The organism is Granulicella aggregans (genome assembly GCF_014203275.1).
Taxonomy (GTDB): Bacteria; Acidobacteriota; Terriglobia; order Terriglobales; family Acidobacteriaceae; genus Edaphobacter.
The window spans coordinates 204,302-228,874 of sequence record NZ_JACHIP010000005.1 but is presented as its reverse complement, the minus strand read 5'-3'; the positions used below and the strand labels follow the sequence as shown (position 1 = coordinate 228,874).

21 protein-coding genes are annotated in these 24,573 nt (G+C 59.5%); 12 read left to right on the top strand and 9 right to left on the bottom strand.

The window, feature by feature from the left end; genetic code table 11:
- Positions 1–140: 140 nt before the first annotated feature.
- From hrcA to HDF16_RS18285, 5 genes are all read left to right on the top strand, one after another.
- Positions 141–1,250 (top strand): heat-inducible transcriptional repressor HrcA, encoded by a 1,110-nt coding sequence (hrcA, locus tag HDF16_RS18305; protein ID WP_184219854.1) that lies wholly within the window; start codon positions 141–143, stop codon positions 1,248–1,250.
- Positions 1,251–1,340: 90 nt separating this feature from the next.
- Positions 1,341–1,931 carry a nucleotide exchange factor GrpE gene (locus HDF16_RS18300; RefSeq protein ID WP_246409287.1) on the top strand — a complete coding sequence of 197 codons (591 nt, stop codon included), beginning with the start codon at positions 1,341–1,343 and terminating at the stop codon, positions 1,929–1,931.
- Between the two features lie 42 nt (positions 1,932–1,973).
- A complete protein-coding gene (dnaJ, locus tag HDF16_RS18295; RefSeq protein WP_184219851.1) occupies positions 1,974–3,128 on the top strand; it encodes a molecular chaperone DnaJ in 1,155 nt (384 codons plus the stop codon).
- A gap of 270 nt (positions 3,129–3,398) precedes the next feature.
- Positions 3,399–3,692: an ArsR/SmtB family transcription factor gene (locus HDF16_RS18290; RefSeq protein ID WP_246409285.1), complete on the top strand. Its 294-nt coding sequence runs from the start codon at positions 3,399–3,401 to the stop codon at positions 3,690–3,692.
- Complete coding sequence (locus tag HDF16_RS18285; RefSeq protein WP_184219845.1) at positions 3,673–4,182, top strand: SRPBCC family protein; 510 nt, start codon at positions 3,673–3,675, stop codon at positions 4,180–4,182. Before HDF16_RS18290 ends, HDF16_RS18285 begins: the two co-directional genes overlap by 20 nt.
- A 115-nt stretch (positions 4,183–4,297) precedes the next feature.
- Here the strand turns inward: HDF16_RS18285 and HDF16_RS18280 are convergent, their stop codons facing one another.
- Genes HDF16_RS18280 through HDF16_RS18270 form a run of 3 tightly spaced genes read right to left on the bottom strand, consistent with a single transcriptional unit; the run spans position 4,298 to position 7,352 of the window.
- Entirely contained in the window at positions 4,298–5,008 is a 711-nt protein-coding gene (locus HDF16_RS18280) for an RsmE family RNA methyltransferase (RefSeq protein WP_184219842.1), read from the bottom strand.
- Between the two features lie 8 nt (positions 5,009–5,016).
- Positions 5,017–5,595 carry a hypothetical protein gene (locus HDF16_RS18275; RefSeq protein ID WP_184219839.1) on the bottom strand — a complete coding sequence of 193 codons (579 nt, stop codon included), beginning with the start codon at positions 5,593–5,595 and terminating at the stop codon, positions 5,017–5,019.
- 23 nt (positions 5,596–5,618) lie between these two features.
- A complete protein-coding gene (locus HDF16_RS18270) occupies positions 5,619–7,352 on the bottom strand; it encodes a nitrite/sulfite reductase (protein ID WP_184219836.1) in 1,734 nt (577 codons plus the stop codon).
- A 607-nt stretch (positions 7,353–7,959) separates the two neighbouring features.
- Between HDF16_RS18270 and HDF16_RS18265 the strand changes: the two genes are divergently transcribed.
- The 3 genes from HDF16_RS18265 (at position 7,960) to HDF16_RS18255 (ending at position 13,993) form a co-directional block, all read left to right on the top strand.
- Positions 7,960–12,117, top strand: coding sequence for a sodium:solute symporter family transporter (locus HDF16_RS18265; RefSeq protein ID WP_246409283.1), 4,158 nt, complete (start codon positions 7,960–7,962; stop codon positions 12,115–12,117).
- Between the two features lie 94 nt (positions 12,118–12,211).
- A complete protein-coding gene (gene phoU / locus HDF16_RS18260; RefSeq protein ID WP_184219832.1) occupies positions 12,212–12,886 on the top strand; it encodes a phosphate signaling complex protein PhoU in 675 nt (224 codons plus the stop codon).
- A gap of 225 nt (positions 12,887–13,111) precedes the next feature.
- Positions 13,112–13,993, top strand: coding sequence for a manganese catalase family protein (locus HDF16_RS18255; protein ID WP_184219829.1), 882 nt, complete (start codon positions 13,112–13,114; stop codon positions 13,991–13,993).
- Between the two features lie 76 nt (positions 13,994–14,069).
- On the opposite strand, the gene ftsH is transcribed toward HDF16_RS18255, so the two are convergent.
- The 3 genes from ftsH to HDF16_RS18240 form a co-directional block, all read right to left on the bottom strand.
- Positions 14,070–15,992 (bottom strand): ATP-dependent zinc metalloprotease FtsH, encoded by a 1,923-nt coding sequence (ftsH, locus tag HDF16_RS18250; RefSeq protein WP_184219826.1) that lies wholly within the window; start codon positions 15,990–15,992, stop codon positions 14,070–14,072.
- Positions 15,993–16,366: 374 nt separating this feature from the next.
- Positions 16,367–17,419, bottom strand: coding sequence for a tRNA lysidine(34) synthetase TilS (gene tilS, locus HDF16_RS18245; RefSeq protein WP_184219823.1), 1,053 nt, complete (start codon positions 17,417–17,419; stop codon positions 16,367–16,369).
- A 119-nt stretch (positions 17,420–17,538) separates the two neighbouring features.
- The gene (locus HDF16_RS18240) at positions 17,539–18,279 is read right to left on the bottom strand and encodes a carboxypeptidase-like regulatory domain-containing protein (RefSeq protein WP_184219820.1); all 741 of its coding nucleotides are present in this window, start codon (positions 18,277–18,279) and stop codon (positions 17,539–17,541) included.
- Positions 18,280–18,321: 42 nt separating this feature from the next.
- Between HDF16_RS18240 and HDF16_RS18235 the strand changes: the two genes are divergently transcribed.
- From HDF16_RS18235 to ispF, 3 genes are read left to right on the top strand one after another with little or no spacing between them, the layout of a single operon-like run.
- Positions 18,322–18,891, top strand: coding sequence for a GNAT family N-acetyltransferase (locus HDF16_RS18235; RefSeq protein WP_246409281.1), 570 nt, complete (start codon positions 18,322–18,324; stop codon positions 18,889–18,891).
- Between the two features lie 40 nt (positions 18,892–18,931).
- On the top strand, positions 18,932–19,759 hold the full coding sequence (gene ispD / locus HDF16_RS18230; RefSeq protein ID WP_184219814.1) for a 2-C-methyl-D-erythritol 4-phosphate cytidylyltransferase: 828 nt from the start codon (positions 18,932–18,934) through the stop codon (positions 19,757–19,759).
- A complete protein-coding gene (ispF, locus tag HDF16_RS18225) occupies positions 19,756–20,373 on the top strand; it encodes a 2-C-methyl-D-erythritol 2,4-cyclodiphosphate synthase (RefSeq protein ID WP_184219811.1) in 618 nt (205 codons plus the stop codon). Before ispD ends, ispF begins: the two co-directional genes overlap by 4 nt.
- A gap of 1 nt (position 20,374) precedes the next feature.
- On the opposite strand, the gene HDF16_RS18220 is transcribed toward ispF, so the two are convergent.
- Both HDF16_RS18220 and HDF16_RS18215 read right to left on the bottom strand, forming a co-directional pair.
- Entirely contained in the window at positions 20,375–21,478 is a 1,104-nt protein-coding gene (locus tag HDF16_RS18220) for a hypothetical protein (RefSeq protein WP_184219808.1), read from the bottom strand.
- 111 nt (positions 21,479–21,589) lie between these two features.
- Positions 21,590–21,760: a hypothetical protein gene (locus HDF16_RS18215; protein ID WP_184219805.1), complete on the bottom strand. Its 171-nt coding sequence runs from the start codon at positions 21,758–21,760 to the stop codon at positions 21,590–21,592.
- Positions 21,761–21,998: 238 nt separating this feature from the next.
- Here HDF16_RS18215 and HDF16_RS18210 point away from each other — a divergent pair, with 238 nt between their 5' ends.
- Positions 21,999–23,195 carry a type II secretion system F family protein gene (locus HDF16_RS18210; RefSeq protein WP_184219802.1) on the top strand — a complete coding sequence of 399 codons (1,197 nt, stop codon included), beginning with the start codon at positions 21,999–22,001 and terminating at the stop codon, positions 23,193–23,195.
- Between the two features lie 42 nt (positions 23,196–23,237).
- On the opposite strand, the gene HDF16_RS18205 is transcribed toward HDF16_RS18210, so the two are convergent.
- Complete coding sequence (locus HDF16_RS18205; RefSeq protein WP_246409279.1) at positions 23,238–24,503, bottom strand: glycosyltransferase; 1,266 nt, start codon at positions 24,501–24,503, stop codon at positions 23,238–23,240.
- Positions 24,504–24,573: the final 70 nt, after the last annotated feature.

Below are 24,573 nucleotides of genomic sequence, written 5' to 3'. Positions count from 1 at the left end.
CAGGGTTTAGGGTGTAGCAATTGCCTCGCTAACGCCTAGGCCCTATTCCCTGCACCCTGCCTCTTGACGCTTGGCGTATTCTTAAATGTGAGTGGGACGTCGTGCGATCCGCAAATCTTTAGGAAGGGTGGCCAGTAGAAATGGCAGAGGCAAACCGTAGCTTGAGCTGCACCCCCCGTCAGCGGGCGATTCTTACGGCCATCGTAGAAAGCTACATCGCCACCGGCGAGCCCGTCGGCTCGGCCACCGTCGCCCGCCTGCAGGTCCTGGATCGCACGGGCCAAGCCATCGGTATGTCTGCCGCCACCATACGCAACGAGATGGCCGAACTCGCCGACGCTGGCCTCCTGGAGCAGCCGCACACCTCCGCAGGTCGCATTCCCACCGCCCGCGCCTTCCGCATCTATGTCGAACAGCTCAGCGGCGGCGAGCAGCCCAGAATTACCCCAGCACGTCTCTCCGCCAGCTCCCGCTCGCAGATCGATTCGAACTTCGTCGGCCTAGCCGGAACCCAGGCCGTCCTCCAGCGAACCTCGCATGTCCTCGCCACGCTCTCAAGCGGTGTCGGCGTTGCCATCGCCGCTGCCTCGGATGGCGACATGCTCGAGCACGTCCACTTTTCGCGCCTTGCCGAGGCTCGTGTCCTCGCCGTCGTCGTTACTAAATCCGGCATGGTCCGCGACCGCGTCCTTGCCCTCGATCGTGACCTTTCTCTTCGCGAGCTCGAGACTGCCGCCAACTTCCTCAACGAGCACTTCCGTGGCTGGAGCGTCGAGCGCGTCCGCGAAGAGATCGCCCGCATGGTCGAGCACGAGCGCAGCGAGTATCAAAAGCTTATTACCCAGGTGCAGCAACTCTGGTCGCGCACCGTTCCGGCAAGCACGCAAACGCATCAGACCGTCTATGTCGAGGGTGTCGCCAACTTGATCTCCGGTCAGATCTCCGGACAGCAGGACGCCTCACGGCTGCGCGAGGTTCTCGCAGCTCTTGAAGAGAAGCAACGGCTGGTCGATCTATTGAATGCATACATCGATGCAAGGCAGGAGTCGGTCCGCGTTGTCTTCGATCTTGAGGAGCACGCGCCCGAGATGGCGGGGCTGGTACTCATTGCCGCTCCGGCAAGGATGGCCGGCGAAAGCCGGGGAACCGTCGGTGTCATTGGCCCGAAACGGATGCACTATGAGAACACTATGAATGCGGTGAGCTATATCTCGCAGGTCTTTGACCGCATGCTGCATCCGTCGGGATAGGAGATCTTTGTGGCAGAGAAGCGGGAAAAAAGTTGGGATCGGGTAGCAAGATGGGCCGGAATTGATAAGAACAAGGAAACTGGGGAAGAGATGACGACACAGAATGAAGTCTTTGAAGAAGCGAGTGACCAGCAGATGAACGATACCCACGCAGGGAAGCGGACGGTGCAGCAGGCCGGCGAAGAGAGCGGCTCGGAGGCCGTCACCGCCAGTTCTGCGCAGATTGAGATCGATCAACTTCGTGGAGAAAAAGAGCAGTTGATCGACCGCCTCGCCCGCCTGCAGGCCGAGTTCGATAACGCCCGCAAGCGCGAGCAGAAGGAACGCACCGATGCCCGCGAGTACACCATCGGCAGCACCATCGAGCCCTTCCTCGGCGTCATGGATAACTTCCAGCTCGCCCTCAAGGCCGATGGCACCGCCGAGCAGCTCCGCGGTGGTGTCGAGTTGATTCTAAAGCAGATGGAAGACGCGCTAAAGGGCCTGCAGGTTCTCCCGGTAGAGACCGTTGGAGCGCAGTTCGACCCGCGAGTCCACGAGGCCCTTGGAAGCATCGAAACTTCGGAGTTCCCCGACCACCAGGTGTTGGAGGAGATTCGCCGCGGCTACAAGATCCGCGAGAAGCTTCTGCGCCCGGCGCTCGTACGCATTGCGTCGAACTCGGCCCAGATTTCGGCCTAGTTTCCTTCAACTGAACCAGATTAGAACGAGAGTCCCCAAGAGATGAGTGCGACGGCAAACGTGACCAAGATTGATTTCTATGAAGTGCTGAGTGTATCGCGGGACGCCTCCGACCAGGAGTTGAAGACGGCCTATCGCAAGCTCGCCATGCAGTATCACCCCGACCGCAACCCGGACAATCCGGAGGCCGAAGAGCAGTTCAAGTCCTGCAGCGAGGCCTACCAGGTGCTCAGCGATCCGGACAAGCGCGCGGCCTACGATCGTTACGGCCACGCAGCGTTCGGTGGCGGCGCGGGTGCTGGTAACGGAGGAAGTCCGTTCCAGGGCGGCAACCCGTTCGGCGGTCAGGATGTCGGCGACGTCTTCAGCGACCTATTCGGCGAGATGTTTAACATGGGCGGCCAGCGCAAGGCCTCCCGCGTTCAGCGTGGCCGCGACCTCCGCTTCGACATGACCCTCGAGTTCGAAGAGGCCGTCTTTGGCAAGGAAAAGGAGATCACCATCAAGCGGATGGAGACCTGCCTCGACTGCCGTGGCACCGGAGCCGCTAAGGGCAAGGCTCCCGTCACCTGCCCGCAGTGTAAAGGCGCTGGCCAGATGCGCTTCCAGCAGGGCTTCTTCTCGGTCGCCCGCACCTGCCCCAAGTGCAGCGGTACCGGCTCCATCATCAGCGACCCCTGCCAGTCCTGTCGTGGCGAGACCCGCGTCCAGAAGGAGCACACCATCCTGGTCAAGGTCCCCGCCGGGGTCGAGCAGGACACCCGCATCCGCTATCAGGGCGAGGGCGAAGCCGGCATGTTCGGCGGCCCCACCGGCGACCTCTATGTAGTGCTGAACGTCAAGCCGCACAAGTTCTTCGAGCGCGACGGCGATGACCTCCACTGCATGGTGCCGATCTCGTTCCCCCAGGCAGCCCTCGGAACCGAGCTCGAGATCCAAACTCTCGACGGTCCAGCCACGATCAAAGTCCCTGAAGGCACCCAAAGCGGCAAGGAGATCAAACTCCGCGGACAAGGCGTTCCGCATCTGAACGAACACGGCAAGGGCGACCTTATTGTAGAGATCCGTGTCTCCACGCCGACGAAGCTTTCCAAATCTCAGCGCGATCTTTTGAAGCAACTAGAAGAAACGATGACGGTGGAAAACACGCCTGCTTCGCGTTCAGTCTTTAGCAAGGTGAAGGATATTTTTAGCTAGGCTTTTTCATCGAAGAAATGAGGGCTGGAGGTTTGCCGTTTCATGGGCCAGCCTTCAGCCCTTTCTTTGCTTAGGAACGCGAACGGCGCTTCAGACTCAGCTCCGGTTGCCGAAGACCGGCAGTTGCGGGAACCTCGCTAGAGTGGTCTCAGGGACGGGGATCAGGAACGCAGAATTAGCAGTTGACATTGATCGACAATCAACTACCATTTGGTTGTGGATTCATTGGATACAACATTTGCGGCTCTGTCTGACCCCACCCGGCGGGCGATGGTTGAACGACTCGCTCGTGGCCCTTCGTCCGTGCATGGATTGACGGAGCCGTTTGCACTCTCGCAGCAGATGATTTCCAAACATATCGCATACCTAGTGCGGGCTCGGATTGTGGTAAAGACCAAGCGTGGACGAGAGAGTGTATGCGCGCTAAGGCCAGAGGCGATTAAGACGGTCAGCGACTGGGCCTTTAGCTATCGCCGATTCTGGGAAGAGAGCTTCGACAAGCTGGAAGTTGTTGTAAATCAAATGAATAAAGAGGAGGTCAGAGATGACGGAAAAGACGATTAACGAAGTTGAGCGGATGGTCGTTATAAGAGTTTTTGATGCCCCACGCGAGCTGGTTTGGAAGGCGTGGACAGACCCGAAGTACGTGATGCAATGGTGGGGGCCGAAGGGCTTTACCGCACCCGTTTGTGAGATGGATTTTCGCGTTGGAGGAAAGTTTCTCTGCTGCATGAAGTCGCCGGACGGGCAGGAGTTCTGGAATGCGACTGATTACCACGAGATTGTTCCCTACGAAAAGATCGTCTCCTCCATGTACTTTTCCGACTCGAAGGGAAACAAGATTGACCCTGCAGAATTAGGAATAGAACATGAGGCCATAGAAGGTGCGTACGACGTGACCCTCTTTGAGGATCTCGGAACCGGCCAGACGAGACTCACCTTCATTGGAAATGAACCCATGGAAAGCGCGAAAGACAGCGGTCAATTGGAGGGCTGGAACCAGATACTCGATAAGCTTGCCGCAGTTGTTGCAGGGCTGGTCGAATCGAAATAAGAAGTTGAAGGTTGATGATCTTCATTTGCGAGATACAGCTAATGCTAGCGGCGGGGGGCTTGCTCAACCGGGCCTCCCGTCGCCAACCGAACGCAATCACCGCGCCGGTCATCCATCAAGATAAGCAGGTTGAAGAGATCGCAATCGCGGCAATCGCCGCCGTCTCCGCCCGGAGAATCCTCGGCCCAAGCGTCACATGCGTCCACTGATGCGTAGTGAACAGCGCCATCTCCTCGGGAGCCCACCCGCCCTCCGGCCCAATCGCCAGTGCCACCTCGCCCGCCTTCGAGCCCCCCAGGGCGGATTTCAGCGTCACCTCCTGCTCCGTCTCGCTCAGAAGAATTCGCGTCGCCGCAGACTCCTGCTCAAGCGCCAGCTTCAGCGGGAAAGGATCGCCAATCGCGGGAATATCCGTGCGCCGCGATTGCTTGGCCGCCTCCAGCGCAATCCGCCGCCACCGCTCCACCCGCTTAGCCGCAGCCTGAGCGAGGTGCTTCTCCGTCCGGCGAGCCAGCACCGGCGTGATGCTACCCACTCCCAACTCAGTCGCCTTCTCCACCGCCCACTCAAAGTGGTCGAACTTGAAGATCGCCAGCAGCAGATGCAGCGGCAGGGCGGCATTCGCCTCAAGCTCCTCGTGAAGCGTAAACACCACCTCGTCCGCCGCAACCCGCGTGATCTCCGCTCGATGCAGAAACCCGTTCGCGACGATGTCGTAGATCTGCCCCGGCTCTGCCCGCAGCACACGCGCAAGATGGACTGCTTGGTCGCCCGTCAGGGCAGCGGTCGTGTCGGTCCAGGTATCGGCGATGAAGCGGCGTCTCATAGGGTCTCTTAGGGTTTGGGGATCGTCACTGCGATCGAATCCTGGTGATAAAAGTCGATGGTCAATGCCGCAGACTTCCGCCCATCCCACATCGCCTGTGTGATCGGGAACTGGAGCACAACCACGCCATCCGCCGTCATCCCCGGAGAGACTGTCGATTCACGCAGAAGCGGATTCGCGATCTTCGACTTCAACTCCGGGAATGCAGCGGTAACGGCTGAGAGGTCTGCCTGCTCGATCGCACTTGTGCCCAACTGCCCATTGCCCGTATCGAGCACCGCATGAAAGTCCTTCAGGAACAGAGGATCGGTTAGGTGGTTCTCGATGTGCACCGCTGCGAAGACGTAGACGCCCTCGTCATGCGAGACCGGCTTGTCGCTGAGGACCTTGAAGCCCTGGGCCTGCTGCTGGGACTTGAAGGTGACGCGGATCGGGAAGACTTCCGTGTGGGTGATCGCAGCCTTTACCGTGCGGCCGGAGAGGTGGTGGTTCACCATCGTCGCTACTGCGCCGAGGATCAGAACCGCGATCAGGATGGGAACGGCATAGTTTCTGCGGGAGGATTGCGCGAAGGTAAGGTCAGCCACGGAATTAGGATATCGTGAACGCCCTACTCGCCTGGCGCGTGCCGTCCCGCTCCAACCGGCGGAGCATCGCGTTCGACCGGATCGATCACCGCTCCGGCAAGCTGAGCGCGGAGAGAATCGTCGTCCGTACGCGCGAAGTAAGCGCGTAGGTCCTCGCCCTCCGTGCGTGCCAGTAGATATGCACGCAGCATCCGCTCGATGGCCGCCGGTACCTCGTCTGCCGCCACGCGGTATCCGAGTGCGCGAGCCGGCCGTGCATACTTGCCCACCGCTCCGCCAACGCAGAAGTAAAAGGCATCCACCGACAGGCCGTCCTTCTTGATCTTCTTGCCCTCGAGCCCTATGTCGGCGATCCAATGCTGGCCGCAGGAGTTGGTGCAGCCCGTGACATGCAGCCTGATCTGCTGGTCGAAGCCGGGAAGCCGGTCTTCCATCTCGGAGACCAGCCATTTGCTGAAGCCCTTGGTCTCTGCGATGGCGAGCTTGCAGAACTCGGTACCAGTGCAGGCGACTGCGCCCCGCCAGAAGGCGGAGATATCGACGTGCAGGCCGAGCGAGTTCAGCTCGATGACCAGAGCCGCCGTCTCACGGTCCGGCACATTGACCAGAACGATGTTCTGCATGATCGTCGCGCGGAGCTGTCCGTTGCCGTATTTGTCGGACAAGTCTGCCAACTTGGCCAGCTGGTCGCCGCTGAGCCGGCCATTCAGGACGCTTGCGCCGACGGAGCTGAGCCCGGGCTGGCGCTGCGGGGTGATGCCGATGTGGTCGCGATAGATATCGTCCAGAAGATGTTCATCGGTCGCAGGCGCGCCATCCAATTTGTAGCCCAGCTTCTCCTCGATCGCCTCAAGCATCGACTCCGCAGTCCATCCATGGCGCATGAAGAGATACTTGATGCGGGCGCGGGTACGGTTTTCACGCAGGTCCTGCTGCTCGCGGAAGATGCGAACTACCGCTTCGACGACGTTGTAGGCCTCTGTCTGCTTGATGAACGCAGGGATGCGGACGGCCATGTGTGGCTCGGTCGAAAGTCCGCCGCCGACGCGCAGCGTGTAGCCAATCTCATCGCCGCGTTGGATCGCAGTCAGCGCGACATCGTTGATCTCCGGATAGGAGCACCACTCCGGGCATCCGGTCACCGAGATCTTGAACTTACGCGGTAGATTGTAGAACTCCGGGTTCGCCGTGAGCTTCTGCGCAATCTCCAGCGCAAGCGGGCTGGCATCGAGCAGCTCATGGTTGTGCAATCCCGCAAGTGGGCAGCCGGTCACGTTGCGGACCACATCGCCGCAAGCGCCTTTGGGCGAAAGCCCGACAGCAGTCAGCGCGTCTACAACCTCGGGCAGCGCCTCAATGGTCAGCCAGTGAAGCTGAATATTCTGCCGCGTGGTGATATCGGCGAGGTTGCGGGCGTACCTCTTCGTGAGGTCCGCGATGACGCGGGTCTGGGCGCTGGTCAGCATACCGTTGGGCATGCCGATACGCATCATGAAGTACTCGCTTGCCTTACCCTCGCCCGCCGTGCCGCCGGTCACACCCAGCCCGTCGCCCTGCGTGTAAACGCCCCACCACTTGAAATAGAGGCCGGTCCACTCCGGAAGCACGGAATCGCGGCCTTCCTTCGCAAACTGACGGACCTCGTCCCATGCGTCCCACGGATTCTTGGCAAGCTTCAGCCGTTCGGACTTCTGAGCTTTCGTCTCCTTGACGGGCTTGGGGGAAGTTACGGCAACTTCAGGGGCGGTATCGGACATGCTGATCCTTTTGATGTTTACTAGACACTTTTTGAGCTATCGGTATGCAGAAAATAAAAAAGCCCACATGATTTGTGGGCGGCTGGGGCTGTGTTCTGGCTCGGACTGGAGGGGGACGGAGTCTACGAGACGGTACAGAGCGGACAGCGCGCAAGGCAGCGACAACAGCTGCAGTGGGTCGTGGCGCGCATGAGAGGGGAATAAGCCATTCAGTTAAGGTTAATGGCAGCACCTGTGTGCGTCAAGCGTGGCCTCAGCCGAACCATCCGAAAGGTGCGTTATCGTGCACTTTCGGAATGCGAAGGCAGGGCACCCCCGCGAGAGAAGTGGAGCGAACGATGCAGGCAACTCGTGCATCGGAACGGACGGATTTGAAGCGGACGAAGAATATACTCATACCATCGCAGACGGGAGCGACGCAGCTCATTGCTGTAACACTGTGAGCAAGTCATGGAGCGTACCTCTGGTTTTGAAATCCGGGGAGCGTCCGATCATCGCACAGCGAATGCGTTTTGTCGCCGAAAAGAATTGATCTTTGGCGATTGTGGTCTGAAGCCGACCCAGCCCCTCTGTTCCGGGTGCATGATTGTCCTCTGGAGACTAAGTATTGATTCGATTGGCCGCCGCTCTCTTCCTGCCGAATGTTCTAGTTGCTGCGCCTTTCAGAGCGCGGCTTTCGAATCTGGATCTGACGATCGTTGCGCTCTATCTGGTCGGCATTACGATTTTTGGCCTGCGCTTTCGCGGAGGTAAAGACCGTTCGCTGAAGAACTACTTTCTTGCGGGCAACACGATCCCCTGGTGGGCGATAGGCCTCTCCATCGTTTCGGCGGAGACCAGCACGCTCACCATCATCTCGATCCCGGGCGTCGCCTTCGCGGGGAACTTCGGCTTCCTGCAGGTGGTCTTCGGATACATGATCGGGCGCATCGTTGTGGCGTCGATCTTTCTTCCGAAGTACTTCCAGGGCCAGATGATGACGGCCTATCAACTGATCGACAACCGCTTCGGCCACGCCCTCCACAAAGTGACGGCGGGCCTGTTTCTGCTGACGCGTGCCGCAGCCGAGGGAGTTCGCGTCTTTGCCGTCTCGATCGTGGTTGGAATCGCGATTGGGACGAGGGACGTGCTCTCGATCGCGATCATCTCCGCGCTGACGCTGCTCTATACGTTTGAGGGCGGCATGGCGGCAGTGATCTGGACCGACGTCGTCCAGATGGCGATCTACGTCGGCGGCACCGTCGTTGCCATCCTGACCCTCGGCCAGCACGTGCCGGGAGGATGGACGGAGATCCATCGCGTTGCGGATGCGGCCGGTAAATTTCATCTCTTCAACTTCGCGATGAACCTGACGACTGCGTACACGTTTTGGGCAGGCGTGATTGGAGGGACCTTCCTGACGATGGCCTCGCACGGTACCGACCAGTTGATGGTTCAACGCATGCTCGCGGCGAAGAACCTGCGCGAGTCACGACTGGCTTTGCTAGGTTCAGGCGTGGTGATCTTTATCCAGTTCACGCTCTTCCTATTGATCGGAACCGGGCTGTACGTCTTCTACGGCCTGCATCCGACGGCCTTCGCGAGCGCGGACCGCATCTTCCCCACCTACATCGTTCGCGAGATGCCGACAGGCGTTGCTGGCCTCATGGTGGCCGCGATCCTGGCGGCAGCGATGTCGAATCTCAGCGCGGCGCTGAACTCGCTCTCCTCGACGACCGTCGTCGACTTCTACATGCGCTGGCGGCCCGAGGCCGGCGACAGTGAGCGCATTATGGTCTCCCGCTCGTCGACAGTGATGTGGGCGGTGGTGCTCTTCGCCATCGCGGTCTACAGCGTAGGAGTGGGCGGCAAAGGTCATGTGGTGGAGGTGGGATTGTCGATTGCTTCGGTGGCCTACGGTGCGCTGCTTGGGGTCTTTCTGCTGGGTGCCCTGACAAAGTATGCGACGCAAGGGGGAGCGATTGTGGGGATGGTTGTTGGGTTCGCGCTCAATGTAGCGTTATGGCAGTTTCCGAACGCGCTGGTGCTGGCGAATGGATTTGTGCTTCCGAAAGTTGCATTTACCTGGTATGTCCTCATCGGGTCGGTTGTGACCTTCGCCGTCGGATCGCTCGCCAGCCTTGTTCTTCGCAAGTCGTCGAAACAGGTGCGCTCGGTGGCAGCCTTGCTGCTTCTCTCCGTCATTTTGAGCGGAGCGTCGCGCTTCTGCGACGCGCAGTCGAAGGACCCCGACGCGCAATCCATTGCCACTGTCTCTAGAACCATTTCAACCACGACCGCGCCTGACTTCTCTCCGATCTCAACTCTCGTTAACGAAGCGATTGCCGCGAAGAAGCTGCCGGGCGCGGTAGTTGTCGTTGGGCACAACGGCAAGGTCGTCTTCAAGCAGGCATACGGCGATCGCAAGCTGGCGGGTGAGCCGGGGCTCGAGGGCAAACCATCGCCAGCAGAGCCGATGACCGAAGACACCATCTTCGATATGGCCTCGTTGACGAAGTGTCTCGCGACTGCGACGGCAATTATGCAACTCTACGAGTTACATGAATTCGATTTCGATGATCCGGTGGCGAAGTATCTGTCCGAGTTTGCTGCGAATGGCAAAGAGCACGTCACAATTCGAGCGCTGCTGACGCACTACTCGGGCCTGCCGCCGGATGTGGACTTGAAAGATGCCTGGGGACTAGCCTCTCCGGATAAGGCCGAAGGTTACAAGCGGGCTTTTGCTTCACCGCTTGTGGCTTTGCCGGGGACACACTTTGAATACTCGGATATTAACTTCATCGTGCTGGGCGCTCTGGTGGAGAAGCTGAGTGGGGAAACACTGGATGTGTATGCGTCGGATCATATCTTCAAGCCGTTGAAGATGGAGCACACGCGCTTTCTCCCACTGGATAGAGGATGTGGTCCGATCGTATGGCCGGGAGCCAGATTAGGTGCACGGAGTACGTTTGCCTGCCTGCCTGCCCAGTGGTCGCGGGCCGCCTGGATTCCCAACGCCGCTCCGACGGCGCATGACAATGAGTTGGATGCGTCGGTGAATCCTGACTTTGATCATCTTCTGCGTGGGGTCGTGCATGATCCAACAACAAGAAGAATGGGCGGAGTTGCGGGGCAGGCGGGTGTGTTTTCTACGGCAACTGATGTGAGTCTGTATGCTTCGGCGCTGATGGAGAAGCTGGTGCATGGGACGGGCCCATTTCCGCTGAAGCAGGCCACATTGAAACTGATGACTTCGGCGGAGCAGCCGGGCACAGCGGAGTCCGGAGCGACGGTGTTCACTTCGGATGGCAAGCCCACCAAGGGCATCGCGGTTCGCGGGTTTGGGTGGGACATGAACACGGCATTCTCCCGGCCTCGGGGTGAGCTATATCCGATTGGAAGCTTCGGGCATACGGGGTTTACCGGGACATCGTTGTGGATGGATCCTGCGAGTGATAGCTATGTGGTTCTGCTGGCAAATGCAGTTCATCCGAGGGGCGGAGCGCCGATATCGGGGTTGCGGGGGCAGGTGGCTACGGCTGCGGCGAGGGCGCTTGGTGTGGCGGCACAAGCAGGTCCTCCGCCTGCGGCGAAGGATGACAAGGGTAGTGTTGCGAAGGTTCTGACTGGCATCGATGTGTTGGAGAAGACAAACTTCACGGCGCTGAAGGCTGCGACGAAGGACGGCCATCTTCGAGTGGCTCTACTCACGAATCAGACGGGGCTCGATTCAGCCGGACGACGAACGATCGATGTGTTGAAAGCCGCGCCGGGAATGGAGTTGACGATGCTTTTCTCGCCCGAGCATGGGATCGCCGGCGCCAAGGACTCTTTCAACCTAAAGAGTGGGGTGGATGCTGTGAGCGGCGTGCCGGTTATCAGCCTCTATGGACCTAAGAGTTCGGACAAGCGGCCAAAAGTTGAGGATCTTGCAAAGCTCGATGCAGTCGCGATTGACCTGCAGGATGCGGGGGTTCGCTTCTATACGTATGAGTCCGTCATGGGCTACTTCATCGAGGCTGCTGGCAAGGCTGGGACGCCGATCTTCGTGCTTGACCGACCCGACATTGTAGGAGGGGAGATGGTGCAGGGGCCGGTCTCCGATGCTGGCAAAGAGGCCTACGTCAACTACAGGCCGGAGCCCTTGCGGCAAGGCATGACTCTCGGAGAGCTGGCGCAGATGTTCAACGGCGAAGACCGTCTGCGAGCGAAGTTGACGGTGGTACCAATGGAAGGTTGGCATCGCAATGAGTACTTCGACGAGACAGGACTGAAGTGGGTGAATCCGAGCCCGAACCTTCGGTCTATTGCTGCGGCGGCGCTCTATCCTGGCGTTGGATTGCTGGACTATACGAACGTATCCGTAGGACGCGGCACGGCGACGCCGTTCGAACATATCGGAGCCGCATGGATCAAAGGCGCAGAGCTGGCGGCTTACCTGACCGCAAGGAAGATTCCCGCGGTGCGGTTCACGGCTACGAAATTTTCGGTGGCAGACGATGAGAATCGCTACCCGTTCCACGGGCAGGAGATCGAGGGCGTCGCCATGGCGGCCGTGGACCGGAAGGCGCTCGACGCTCCAGAGTTGGGCATTGAGCTGATTGCGGCCTTGCATAAGCTCTATCCAGAGCAGTTCAAGATGGCGAAGACCTCGGCACTGATCGTGAACGATGCCACGATGGAGGCGCTGGAAAAGGGAATCGATCCGCGCGAAATTGCGGCGGGATGGGTAGCGGGGATCGCCGAATTCAAGGCTAAGAGGGAGAAGTATCTGATCTATAAGTAGGGCGGCGCTTGTTTCGCGATGATTCATATGCAGTTGTTGTGAATTGAGTGACAATAGACAATTGCATGGAAATGAATGACGGAGGAGTCTGCCCTTGCCGCGGATCAATTTTCAACAACAGTTGGTTGCGCTGAAGGACAAACTGCTCGCCATGGCAGCATTGTCGCAGCAGGCACTCGAGTTTTCGGTGGAGGCCTATCTGGCCGGCGATATGACTCTCTGCGCGCATGTTCTGGAGATTGAAGCTGCGATCAACGCCGCAGAGACTTCGGTGGACGACATGGCCTACGACCTGCTCGCGAAGGAGCAGCCGATGGCGATCGACCTGCGCTTCATCCTCTCGGTCATCAAGATCAACAGCGATCTCGAACGCATTGGCGACCAGTCGGCGAACATTGTGCAGCGGGCTCGATCGTTGAAGGACGCGCCTCAGATCTCCCTGCCGGTCGACATCCAGACGATGAGCGAGAAGGTGGGAGTGATGATCCGCACGGCCATTCAGGCTCTGCTTGAAGCCGATGCGAAGTTGGCGGAGTCCGTGCTGGCGATGGATGATGAGGTCGACGAGATGAACCGTTCAGTGCAGACGGAGCTGATTGGCGTGATGCAACAGCATTCGCTGGTGAGTGAGCAGGCTCTGAACGCGATCCTGATCTCAAGGAACCTGGAGCGGGCGGCGGACCATGCGACGAACATCGCGGAAGATGTCATCTTTTGGGTCCGTGGGTCGGATGTGCGACACAAGATGTCGCTGAGTGAGGCTGACTAGTCGCAATCCCTCAAGGTTGAGAGAAGAACGAGATAGCTTGCTTTATTCATGGGATACAGAGGCGGCGCGATCTGCACTGCCTGCATCCTTAGGGAATGTGCGCGTACGCAGCTAGCGTCAGCGGCGAGGATATGTGAAGATGCTCCCAAATCTGGGAGTGCGCATGCGATCCTTGCAATTCCCTGAACAGCAAGATCTTCCGCCAGCAATGATGGAGCCCTCCCCATGTATCACCACATAAAGAAACTCATGTACACCGTTAATATCGGAACGCCGGACCCCAGGTTCGGCAGGATGCTGCTGGAGCAGTTCGGTGGTGCAAACGGCGAACTTGCCGCGGCAATGCAATACACCGTGCAGGGCTGGAACTGCGTCGACGATCTCGGCCGACGCGACTTGCTGCTCGATATCGGCACGGAAGAGCTGAGTCACCTGGAAGTGGTTGGCGCTCTGATCCGCATGCATCTTGCGCCATTGAAGACCGATCGCGAGGCCGCCGAGGCAGATCCTCTGGTGACGATTGCGGGTGGCGGAGGAGTAGGCATCTTCGATTCTATGGGCAATGCATGGACCTCTGACTATCTTCAGATTACCGGCGAGCTGGATGTAGATCTGCGAAGCAACATCGCAGCTGAGGCCCGCGCGAAGATCGTCTATGAACGGCTGATCGACCATACAGACGATCCAGGTTCGATCGACACATTGCAGTTCCTGATGACGCGCGAGATCACACACATGAAGGCGTTCTCAGCGGCGCTTGAGAGCCTGGAGAAGAGTCCGTTTTCGATCGGAATGCTGAAGCCAACTCCAGGAATCGTGGACGAGTATTTCAACGGCTCGACGGGCGACGGAAGCGAAGGCGACACGGATATGCGTGGGCCATGGACGACGGCGTACGGCCTGCACGTTGTGGAGTCGCAGGTGGCTGGCGGCAAGGGGCTCTCGGTAGGTGACGTCAACGGAAAGATCGGCGGCGAGGAGCGAGGCAAGCAGGATGATGCTCAGAAGGCAGCCACGTCCGTGGGCACCGGCAAGCTTAGCTCAAAGCCGAAGAGTTCAAATGTCAAAGTCCACAAGGAGAGTGTGGAAGAGCTAGTTACGAAGTAACAGAATCAACGGGTGCAAACAAAAGAGGCAGCCTTTTAGGCTGCCTCTTTTGTTTGCGTTGTAGTAAACGTTTCGTTTACGCCGGGCTGGGCTGGCTGTCGCCGAAGCCGGGCTTGCGACCGACCTCTGGCTTGATGACCTTCTGTACATCGCCACCGCCGCCGGGACCCACCTGGGAGAGCGGAGAACGCGCCTCAGGAAGTTCCTTGCCTTCGATGATCAGTTTGATCTCTACCGCGTCGAGCGTCTCGCGCTCGAGCAGGGCAGCCGACATGCGGTGCATGATGTCGTGGTTGTTGTCGAGGATGCTGTAGGCCGAAGCGTAAGCCTCATCAACGAAGCGGCGAACTTCCACATCGATCTGCTTGGCGGTGTCGTCGGAGAAGTCGCGGGACTGGCCGATCTCTCGACCGAGGAAGACCTCCTGCTCCTTCTTGCCGAACGTCATCGGCCCAAGAGCCGACATGCCGTACTCGCAGACCATGGCCCGAGCGAGCGATGTAGCGCGCTCGATGTCGCTGCCGGCTCCGGTCGTCATCTGCTTGAGGAAGATCTCTTCAGCAACGCGTCCGCCCATCATCATGGCGAGACGGGTCTCGAGATAATCCTTTGAGACGGTGTGGTTGTCGCCATCCGGAAGATAGACGGTGACACCCAGCGCCATTCCGCGAGGAATGATCGTGACCTTGTGCAGCGGGTCCGAGTGATCTCGAAGTGCCGCAACGAGGGTGTGACCGGCCTCGTGGTAGGCGGTGGTCTTCAGTTCATCCGGGCTGCGCAACATGGACTTGCGCTCCGCACCCATCAGCACTTTGTCCTTGGCAACTTCAAAGTCGTACATGTGTACGGCCTTGCGGTTGAAGCGGGCGGCGGTGAGAGCAGCCTCATTCACCATGTTCGCCAGGTCGGCACCGGAGAAACCCGGTGTTCCACGAGCGAGCTGGTTGAGGTTGACATCCTCGGCCATGGGAACCTTCTTCGAGTGAACGCGGAGAACCTCTTCGCGACCACGAATGTCCGGGCGATCGACAACGACGCGACGGTCGAAACGGCCAGGGCGGAGAAGTGCCGGATCGAGAACGTCGGGGCGATTGGTTGCAGCAATGAGGATGACGCCATCGTTTGCTTCGAAGCCGTCCATCTCGACCAGAAGCTGATTAAGGGTCTGCTCACGCTCGTCGTGCCCGCCGCCAAGGCCTGCGCCACGGTGACGGCCTACGGCGTCGATCTCATCGATGAAGATGATGCAAGGGGCGTTCTTCTTTCCCTGCTCAAAGAGGTCGCGAACGCGGCTTGCGCCGACGCCGACGAACATTTCGACGAAGTCCGAACCGGAGATCGAGAAGAAGGGAACGTTCGCTTCACCCGCGACCGCCCGAGCAAGCAGAGTCTTACCCGTGCCGGGAGGTCCGACGAGAAGGACGCCCTTAGGGATGCGGCCGCCGAGGCGCTGGAACTTCTGGGCTTCGCGAAGGAACTCGATGATTTCCTTGAGCTCTTCTTTGGCTTCGTCAACGCCAGCGACATCCTTGAAGGTGATCTTCTTCTGCTGCATGGAGAGCAGACGGGCGCGGCTCTTGCCGAAGCTCATCGCCTTGTTGCCGCCGGACTGCATCTGGCGCAATAGGAAGAACCACAGGCCGAGCAGAAGAGCGAACGGCGCAATCGAGATCAGCAGGCTGATCCACTGATTGGAGTTCTGGTCTTTGATCGTGACCGAAACGCCATGCTCCTGCAGCGTCTTATACATGTCCGGGTAGTTAGCCGGAATGGTAGTGCGGAACTGGTTCTTAGGATCGTCCTGGTAGTGGCCCGTGACCTCAGCGCCGTTCACGACCACGTCCTTGACCTTGCCTGTGCTGGCGTCATTCAGAAACTGTGACAGGCTGACGGAGTGATCCTGTCCCATGCCCGTGCCCTTGACGACGAACTGCCAGAGGCAGATCAGGCAGGCGATCATGAAGACCCAGATGAGAATTTGTTTAACGGTTGAGTTCAAGTGCATTTCCTCGTTTTCCTACTTCGGCTTATCCCGGCCGGTTTGACTCTGTCCGGCTGACTTAGGAGCCCAGTAGCCGAAGACTATCGGTGGCCTGGTGCATGGGGAGGCCGATAGAGTTGCGGAAACCTGGACAGCTATCCATTAGACGACACTTTGTTCACAACGGTTCAGGAGTCTGATGAGACGGGTTTCGGCCCACCAAAGTAGTGCCTCCCAATTGATCACAATTCTACTCTGGAGAACGATACTTCCGTGCAGATGGTTTTGCGGAAGTTACGAATGGTTTTGGGCGCCCAAGGTGCCGAGGAGGCCTTGATCGGCCGACGACGGAGCCTGAACTATGGGATTTTGGCGAGATTTGGAAGCACTGTTCAGTGCAAGTCGCGGGAAAGCCGTAGCTCGCGGATCGAACGCTCCGCCCGGAGGTGGTTCGAAAGTTGCAGGATTGCCCCGTTTCGGGACGTTACCGTTGGGTGCCGCTGCAGGCCACAGAGAGCGAGCAGGCGGGCTGTCTCCTCAAACGAGAGGCGCGCGCCAAGCTGCCGGGCGGCGGCGCGCAGTACGCGGCGGCGAAGTGCGGGGTCGAGTGAGCGGAGGCGCTCGATCTCGATCGATAGTGCTGAATTAGCGGGGTTTGTGCTCACCGACCGGCCGCCGCCACGGACGGGTTTGCCTGGCAGAAGAAGCTGCGGGAGAAGCCGGGCGATTTCGGATTGCCAGCGCGATTCCTCGTCACGGGCAAGTTCGGCGATGTTGGCGAGGGCTTGGTCGAGATTGGGGTTGAAGGTGCGGAGGAGCGGCATGAGCTCGTGGCGCACGCGGTTGCGGGTGTGGTGTGTGTCGGCGTTCGAGGAGTCTTCGCGCCAGGGCTGGTTGAGGTCACGGAGGTACGTCTCTATCTGGGATCGGCGGGTGGCGAGGAGGGGACGGATAATTCTTCCCGTTTTGGGCTTTTCCGGAATTAAGACGGGGTGGATTGCACTCAGGCCGTCGGTCCATGCCCCGCGTAGCAGCTTCATCAGTACGGTCTCGGCCTGATCGTCGAGGGTGTGAGCGGTAAGGATGGCATCAGCTTGATTGGTGGCGAGGAGACTGTGGAACGCCGCGTAGCGCAGGTTTCGCGCGGCCTCTTCCATGCTCTCGCCGGTCGCTTCGATGTGGGCGGGAGCGTCGGCGTCGATGCGATGCAGCGAGACTTCAAGGCGGGTACAGAGGTCGGCGACGAAGGCGGCGTCTGCATCGGCTTCCGCACCGCGAAGGTTGTGATGGACGTGGACGGCGGACAGGACGACTCCGAGGGACTCTTTGGGCTGACGATTCGCGGCGTGAAGGGCGAGCAGGAGGGCAACGGAGTCGGCTCCGCCGGAGACGGCAGCGCAGAGGCGGTCGCCGGGGCGGAGGTATTCGCGGGAGAAGGGGAGCATCGGTATGAGTTTACGTGGGTTGACTGAACGGAGGTTGGGAAGGCGGTTCGTGCTTCGCACAAATGTCCCACCCATCGAGTGAGGCAACGCGCGATGGATGAGGCACCGGGCGGAGTGGATCAGGAGAAGTTGTGCGGAAGATGCTTGAGATATCGAAGCGGGCGCTTGAAAAGGTAGGAAATGGGGTAGCGATAGCTAGTCGCGAGGTCTCCACCCGTGGTGAAAGTTTGAGTGTTGTCTCTGTACCTATCGACGAGACCGAGATGGCCGAGCGCGAGACGCCCGGGAATGGCGGCGAATTTCTGGTCACCGGGGTGAAGTTCGACGGCATTGATTCGCTCCCCGAAGAATGGGCTGGTGCGGAAGATCACGTCATACATGCCGGGCGCGATTTCTGCTTTCCAGTTGCCATCTTGATCGGTCTTGCTCTCAATGATGCTTTGCCCGTTAGCGGCGAAGATGACATAGCCTTGCGCGGGTAGAGGACCACCATTTGGCGCTGTGAAGCGGCCGCTTACGATCGCTTTTCCTGCTGTGGGAGTCGATTGTGCATGCACCGCAGCGGTCGAGAGAGCGGCTCCGAGCAGCAGACCCGCAGCTCGTGATGTGAAACCCGAGCCCGCAAGTTCCTGTGCAGTTACGAGTGATCCATCCACACGTTTCGTGATGCGCGCACAGAGGTGGCCTTCGTTTTCGGCGAGGGTGCGCTCAATCTGGCGCGGGGTCATCGCCGCGAAGTTGTGGACGTGTTTCTGGCAGCAGGAGCAGTGTCGTTGCGCCAAAGTGCCGGACATGTTGTCCCATGACTCGGTGCAGGGCGACTCTATTGCGAGTTCGAGCTGCGGCCTTCTCTGGCGCATGGTTGCTCCTTATGCAAAGCAGTGACACCGAGAGCATATCGCATGCTCGGCTGGGCGGGCATGTATGGCGGATATACTGCTGCGATGTTCGAGATACGGTTAGCTACTTTGGAAGATGCCGAGTTGATCGGCCAGCAGCGGCGGCAGATGTTTCTGGATGCGGGGCAGCCTGACGACGCGGTAATGGCGGCAATGGAGGAGGCGTTCGTGCCTTGGGTGCGGATGAAGATCGTCGAGGACCGCTACATTGGCTTTTTAGCCAGTGAGGACGGCGTGGTCGTAGGCGGCGCCGGCTTGTGGCTGATGGAGTTTCCACCCCACTTTCTCGATCCCGCGCCGTTGCGGGCGTACCTGCTGAACTTCTATACAGCGGCGGAGTTTCGCGGCCGCGGGCTGGCGAAGACGCTGCTGGCGAAGTGCGTCGAGGAGGCCCGGCTGCGCGGCTGCGAGGTGGTGACGCTTCATGCCTCGAAGTTCGGCAAGCCGATCTATGAGAAGAACGGCTTCCGCCAGACCAACGAAATGATGCTCTTGTTCAACCCTCGCAAAGGCGATAAGACCGTAAGCGCCGCAGACGAGACAGTCAGCAGCGAAGCCCAGGCAGCGAGGTAGTCCCGTCCACATCCGTGCAAGTTGTTATAGTTAGGTGGTTATGCGAGTCCATGTAATTCTCCCAGCGGCGGGCCTTGGCACGCGGATGGCTTCGGGCCATGGCGGCCATGTTGCTGCAAATTCTTCAAGCATTTCTGATGGCCTGCATGTTGTCCCTGCGATGGCGGCATCGGCATCCGTTGCAGTGATGCCAACTCCTGCGCCGAAGCAGTTTCTTACGATTGGCGGCAAGCCAATCCTGATCCACACGCTTGAGGCCTTTCTTGCAGTGGAGCGCGTCGACGCGATCTACGTCGCGGTGAAGCCGCAGGAGATGGAGCGGGTGGGGCAGCAGATCGACAAGGCAAACCTATCCCAGCATGCCCGAATCTTCGTGGTGGAGGGCGGTGACAGCCGTCAGGATTCTGTGGCGAAGGCTCTGGCGGAGGTTGGCGGCAAGTATGCCGCTGCGGCCGACGACGTGGTGCTCGTACACGATGCTGTGCGACCGCTGATCGAATCGGCGACGATCGACAAGACCATCGACGCGGTGCTGAAGCATGGCGCGGCAATCGTCGGCCTGCCGGCGGTCGACACGATCAAGCAGGTAGAGCGTACTGCCGATGGCGCATTGGTCAGTTCAACCATCCCGCGAGAGCGCGTAGTGTATGCGCAGACGCCGCAGGGCGCTCGCTACGCGACGATGCAGCGTGCCTTTGATGAAGCTGCCAACGATGAGTTTCAGGGCACCGATGAGGCAAGTCTGCTCGAACGGGCTGGAGTGCCAGTTGTAGTTGTCGCAGGATCGGCGAGGAACTTCAAGGTGACGCAGCCGGGCGATCTGGAGCTTGCGGAGTTCTATCTTGAATCGGGAACGAGGCACGCATGAGCATGAGGATTGGGTACGGCTTCGACTCGCATGCGTTCAAGGCGGGAGTTCCGCTGGTGATCGGCGGGTTGAAGATGGAGCATCATGAGGGGCTGGCAGGGCATTCGGACGGTGACGTACTGCTGCATGCGATCACCGACGCGCTGCTGGGTGCCGTCTCGGCGGGCGATATAGGCAGCTTCTTTCCGCCTAGCGATCCGCGCTGGAAGAACGCCGACTCGGCGATCTTTCTCGAGACAGCTCTGGAAGAGATTGCGATGGCTGGCTACCGCATCGTCAATATCGATACGGTGCTCGTGCTGGCCGCGCCGAAGATCGGACCGATCTCCGGCGATCTGCGGCAGCGAGTAGCTGAGCTACTGCACCTGAAGCCGAGCGAAGTCGGCATCAAAGCGAAGACCCCTGAGGGCTTGAACCAGGATCACGTGGCCGTAGCTCACGCGACCGTGCTGCTCGAGAGCATCGTCGTCTCGGACGGGCTGGAGCGGATGACGGCTGAGGCTGAATCGGACGCGGAGATCAACGGTGTGGTGGAGAGCCTAATTGGCGGAAGGCATGACATGACAGCCCTGGGCCGGAAGGTCCCGGGGTTCGATGCGGATGATCTGACCTGACTCAGCGTTGTTGAAGCGGTGCTGCGGCTACCAAAACGCCTTCGCGCGCCATGGCGGGAGCTATCCTGTCTCGGTCTTGTTCCCCGCCGCCTTGTTTAGAAGAAGTGTTGAGGTACTGATTGAGCAGGCTGGTATCCGCCGATACGGCCCGGTGCTGCCTTGCCGGCTCAGAGGTCTCCTGTGGGACGACCGCACGGCGTTCCGAACTTCGGCGATCGTCTGTCCGGGGGGCAGAGCCGGAGCCGCTTACATCTTGCCGGTCTGACGCGCGGCGCAGGGGGCCAGTGTAGTTCTCGTCGGGTCGTCTGTCCGTGGCCCGTCGGTAGGGGCCGCTGTGGTCGCTGGCGCGCCGCTTGACCCCGGAGAAGTGGGCGCGGGTGCGAAACCGGGAGCCTCGGGGCGAGGCATTCTTCAGGTCAGCGAGCGGAGACGTAGGTGATGCCGGCACCGCAGGAACAATCGCGCCGTTCCGAATGGGAGACTGTCCTGACGCCGACTTGGGAGAAGATTCGATGTGGTGCAGGAGGTCGTAGACGCTGAGAACCGTGGCGGCGTCTGCCGGCTGCCTGGACCGATCACAGAGCTCCGGAAGAGCGGAGAGCAGGGAGCCAATCTGCTGGTCCGACAGTCGCAGAGATCCACGAAGCTCGTCGTTCGCGCTGATTGTTGATCCCGCAGGAACCAGGCTAACAAGGAGCTGAAAGGTCTCGTGGGCAATCTGCGGATTGATATAAAGTCTCTGAGCCTCTTCCACGAACTGCTCAATGGAAGTGGCCGGGAGATCGCCATTTCTTTTGCGATTCGAGCTGCGGGCAACCGCTGCGCGAGCCAATCGAACGATCGCGCGAAGCATGAGAAATGCCAAGATGCCCGCCGTTCCGCAGAGAATCGGCCAGATTACCTCGTTCCTCACTCCGGACACGGTGATCGCCGTCATGCTGGGAGCGGCCAGCGCGGGAGATGCGCAGAACGCAAGTAGGAACACGATGGCTGAGGTGCCCAGCGCACACCTTGCCGCCGCCGCAGACCGCAGCCAATTTGCACTCAGGTTGATCTCTGAAGGGCCTCTGTCTGGTTGTCGGGCGACGGGGCTGCCGGTTGGCATGAACTTCTCCGCGGGATCGATCTCAAAATCGCTTAAGTGCTCTGGCCCGGGTGAAGCAGACGGCCTTCGACGAGAGTGTAACCCGTGGTAGCAGCGTCGCGACATGCTGCTTTAGTGGTGCGCCGAAGTAAATACGACGAAGAAAATCAACGCGATACCGGCAACCACCAGGGCAAGGAGCGAGCAGATGAACCACGCTGCGCGCCTCTCTTCCCGCTCAGTTGGGTGAGTGATGCCGAAGACATCGATGAAGACTCGGGTTAGAAATCGGAACGGGTTCATGGGGAGATAGTGAGGTCAGTATCGCCAGGTGACTGACAATCGGGAACCTTGCAAGCATAGGAGATCAGTAAGGAGATGGCAATTGCTCGCCCGGCAACTGCAATCTCGTCGGCAATCTCTGACTTCGAACTTCCGGCTTTGAACTCCCTAGGAACAGCTTTGTGATCGGATCCCCGCGATCGACACTGTCCCGTCTAATATGGAGACGAAGCTGGAAGTTGAAGATCGGGGACCAGGTTTGACTGAATTTGTAATCAGGCTCGCGGACGAACGAGGGAAGATTCAGGAGCAGACGCACTCGGCTGCGACGGCCGACGAACTGCGGTCGCGATTCACCCAGGCTGGCTACTACGTCTACTCGGTGAAGTCGCGCAACGTGCTCGGCGGCAGCTCGAAGAAGAAGGTGAATCTCGACACCTTTCTGGTCTTCAACCAGCAGTTTCTTACGCTGATCAAGGCGGGACTGCCGATCCTGGGGTCTTTGGAGCTCCTTGCCCGCCGCCAGAAGATTCCTTCATTTCGGGCGCAGTTGGAGGACGTCGGCGCCAGGGTGAAGACGGGGCAGTCGATCTCCGAGGCATTTGAGGCGCAGGGCGGATTCTCTCTGGTCTACACGACGACGTTGCTGGCAGGGGAGCGTTCCGGAAACCTTGAAGAGGTGCTGCAACGATATCTCGACTTCCAACGCGTCTCGCTGACCTTTCGCAAGAAGCTCAAGGCGAGTCTGATCTATCCGGCGCTGCTTGTTTTCATGGTGATCGCGCTGTTTATCTTTTTGATTACCTTCGTCGTTCCCCGGTTCGCGCAGCTCTATGACCAATTGGGAACGAAGCTGCCCGCTCTGACGGTGTTGCTGCTCGACATGGGACGATACGCCCAGAGTTACGGGATCTACATCGGAATCGTAGTGCTGACGGTTGGCTTTCTGGGCTACCGATGGATTCAGACCGAGGCGGGCGCGACGACCGTCGACAAAATTCGCATTCGCACCCCGATCGTTGGAAACGTGTGGCTAAAATACCAGGTGGGATTGTTTTCGCGGACGCTTTCGACGTTGCTGACGGGCGGCCTGCCGCTGGTTCCGTCACTCGAGACGGCTGCCCGCTCCATCGACTCCAAGCAGATCGCCATTGCGGTGACTCGCTCCGTTGCGACCGTTCAGGAGGGCAAAGGGCTCTCGGAGAGTCTGCAGGCAACGAAGATCTTTCCCGAACTGGCGATCGAAATGATCGAGGTGGGTGAGTCGACCGGAGCTCTACCGCAGATGCTGAACTCCGTCGCGGAGTTCTTCGAAGAGGATGTCCAGACAAACCTTACAGCCGCGATGAGTCTGATTGAACCGCTCATCCTGATCTTCATGGGTTTAGTGGTCGTGACGATCCTAATCGCGCTCTATCTGCCGATCTTCAGCTTGAGCGCAGGAAGCGGGCAATAATCGCAGTTTTGAACTTTCCGGGGTCGTCTGTTCCTCGATGGATCAAAGCGCCGGAAGTTTAGCCTCAGCACGAACTGCGCGTTTCCCGGATTTGGTCGCAATCGCTTGGTTGAAGGCCTCGACGATGCCGCTGGCATTTGCCTGCATATCGTAGCGGCTACGGAAGCATTGCAGGGCACGAGCGCCCATCGCTGCTCTCTCTGACGCCGGGAGGCTAATCCAGCTCTCGAGTGTCGAGACCGCGCCTGCAACGTTATCGTGACCGACGAAGGCGGCGCGATCGTGAAGGATCTCCTTCCAGATGTCGACCTTGTCGGAGATGAGAACGGGTTTGCCACAAGCGAGAGCCTCGGCCACGGCGATACCGAAGTTCTCCTGGTGCGAGGGCAGGCAGAAGGCCTCGCAGCCGTGGAAGGCTCCCCATTTCTGGTCGCCTTCCAGCATTCCCGTCCAGTGAACGCGGTGAGCGAGTCCCAAGCGCTTGGCTTCGGCGACGAGAGCCGATTTGAGACCCGATGTACCCATGTTCGAGGCGCTCGCCTTACTAAGCCCGGTGGCTGCGGCTCCGTCGGGCCCGGCAAAGACAAGTTGAAGATCCGGAACTCGCGATGCGATCTTTGCGAAGGCTTCCAGCAGATGATCGCAGCCCTTCTTTGCATGGATGCGGCCAAGGAAGAGGAGATAGGGCCGAGGCCGGCCATCGGGCTTCCGGAGCTCTGGATGCTCCCGCAGGAAGCTTTCAACAAGGACGGCGGGATCTCCCGAAGGCGCGGTGGCCCCATAAGGAACGACGGAGGCGCGCCAGCGATGTGGCCAGAAACTTTTTGCCGCGTTGACCGCTTCGCCCTCCGAGGTGAAGAGCACTCTATGGGCGTTCCGCAGCACCCAATACTCGTTCAACAGCCAGTAGAGCGTCTTCTTGATGTGCTTGAACGGATGAGCACGCCTGAAGTAGGGATCCAGCATTCCGTGGGTGAAGACGAGGTACGGCTTGCGACCGTTGATTGCGCGGCGGACAGCGTACCCGAGATATTGCCACAGACCGTGAACAACGACGCCATCGAAGCGGTCACGATTGGCGATGAGCCAGGGGATGAGGCGTCTGCTGAAACCGAATCGGGTCGAGACGGGGCCCAGGGCGTGAACAGGGAACGAGATGTCGCGGAGAAACTGTTCGTCGGGATCGTCGAGGGTAACGACCTCGCCCCCGCTGCCGATACCGGGGTAAGCTGTCAAAATCCTGCGAACACTGTTCGAAGGCCCACCCGCCTGCGGGGCAAGCGTCGCAATGATGTGCAGAATCCGCAACTCGTATCCTTCCATTCAAATCATGCGTGGATGGGTATTCCGGTTGAATCGATCTGGGTGCGCCAGTTTA

What these genes read in the sequence shown, in the direction of transcription:
- HDF16_RS18280 (WP_184219842.1), bottom strand. Translation starts at nt 5,008, where the DNA reads ATGAGACGCCGCTTCATCGCCGATACCTGGACCGACACGACCGCTGCC.
- HDF16_RS18215 (WP_184219805.1), bottom strand. Translation starts at nt 21,760, where the DNA reads ATGAACCCGTTCCGATTTCTAACCCGAGTCTTCATCGATGTCTTCGGC.
- HDF16_RS18270 (WP_184219836.1), bottom strand. Translation starts at nt 7,352, where the DNA reads ATGTCCGATACCGCCCCTGAAGTTGCCGTAACTTCCCCCAAGCCCGTC.
- HDF16_RS18300 (WP_246409287.1), top strand. Translation starts at nt 1,341, where the DNA reads ATGACGACACAGAATGAAGTCTTTGAAGAAGCGAGTGACCAGCAGATG.
- HDF16_RS18290 (WP_246409285.1), top strand. Translation starts at nt 3,399, where the DNA reads ATGGTTGAACGACTCGCTCGTGGCCCTTCGTCCGTGCATGGATTGACG.
- ispD (WP_184219814.1), top strand. Translation starts at nt 18,932, where the DNA reads ATGCGAGTCCATGTAATTCTCCCAGCGGCGGGCCTTGGCACGCGGATG.
- HDF16_RS18285 (WP_184219845.1), top strand. Translation starts at nt 3,673, where the DNA reads ATGACGGAAAAGACGATTAACGAAGTTGAGCGGATGGTCGTTATAAGA.
- HDF16_RS18255 (WP_184219829.1), top strand. Translation starts at nt 13,112, where the DNA reads ATGTATCACCACATAAAGAAACTCATGTACACCGTTAATATCGGAACG.
- dnaJ (WP_184219851.1), top strand. Translation starts at nt 1,974, where the DNA reads ATGAGTGCGACGGCAAACGTGACCAAGATTGATTTCTATGAAGTGCTG.
- HDF16_RS18220 (WP_184219808.1), bottom strand. Translation starts at nt 21,478, where the DNA reads ATGCCAACCGGCAGCCCCGTCGCCCGACAACCAGACAGAGGCCCTTCA.
- HDF16_RS18235 (WP_246409281.1), top strand. Translation starts at nt 18,322, where the DNA reads ATGCTCGGCTGGGCGGGCATGTATGGCGGATATACTGCTGCGATGTTC.
- ispF (WP_184219811.1), top strand. Translation starts at nt 19,756, where the DNA reads ATGAGCATGAGGATTGGGTACGGCTTCGACTCGCATGCGTTCAAGGCG.
- hrcA (WP_184219854.1), top strand. Translation starts at nt 141, where the DNA reads ATGGCAGAGGCAAACCGTAGCTTGAGCTGCACCCCCCGTCAGCGGGCG.
- HDF16_RS18240 (WP_184219820.1), bottom strand. Translation starts at nt 18,279, where the DNA reads ATGCGCCAGAGAAGGCCGCAGCTCGAACTCGCAATAGAGTCGCCCTGC.
- tilS (WP_184219823.1), bottom strand. Translation starts at nt 17,419, where the DNA reads ATGCTCCCCTTCTCCCGCGAATACCTCCGCCCCGGCGACCGCCTCTGC.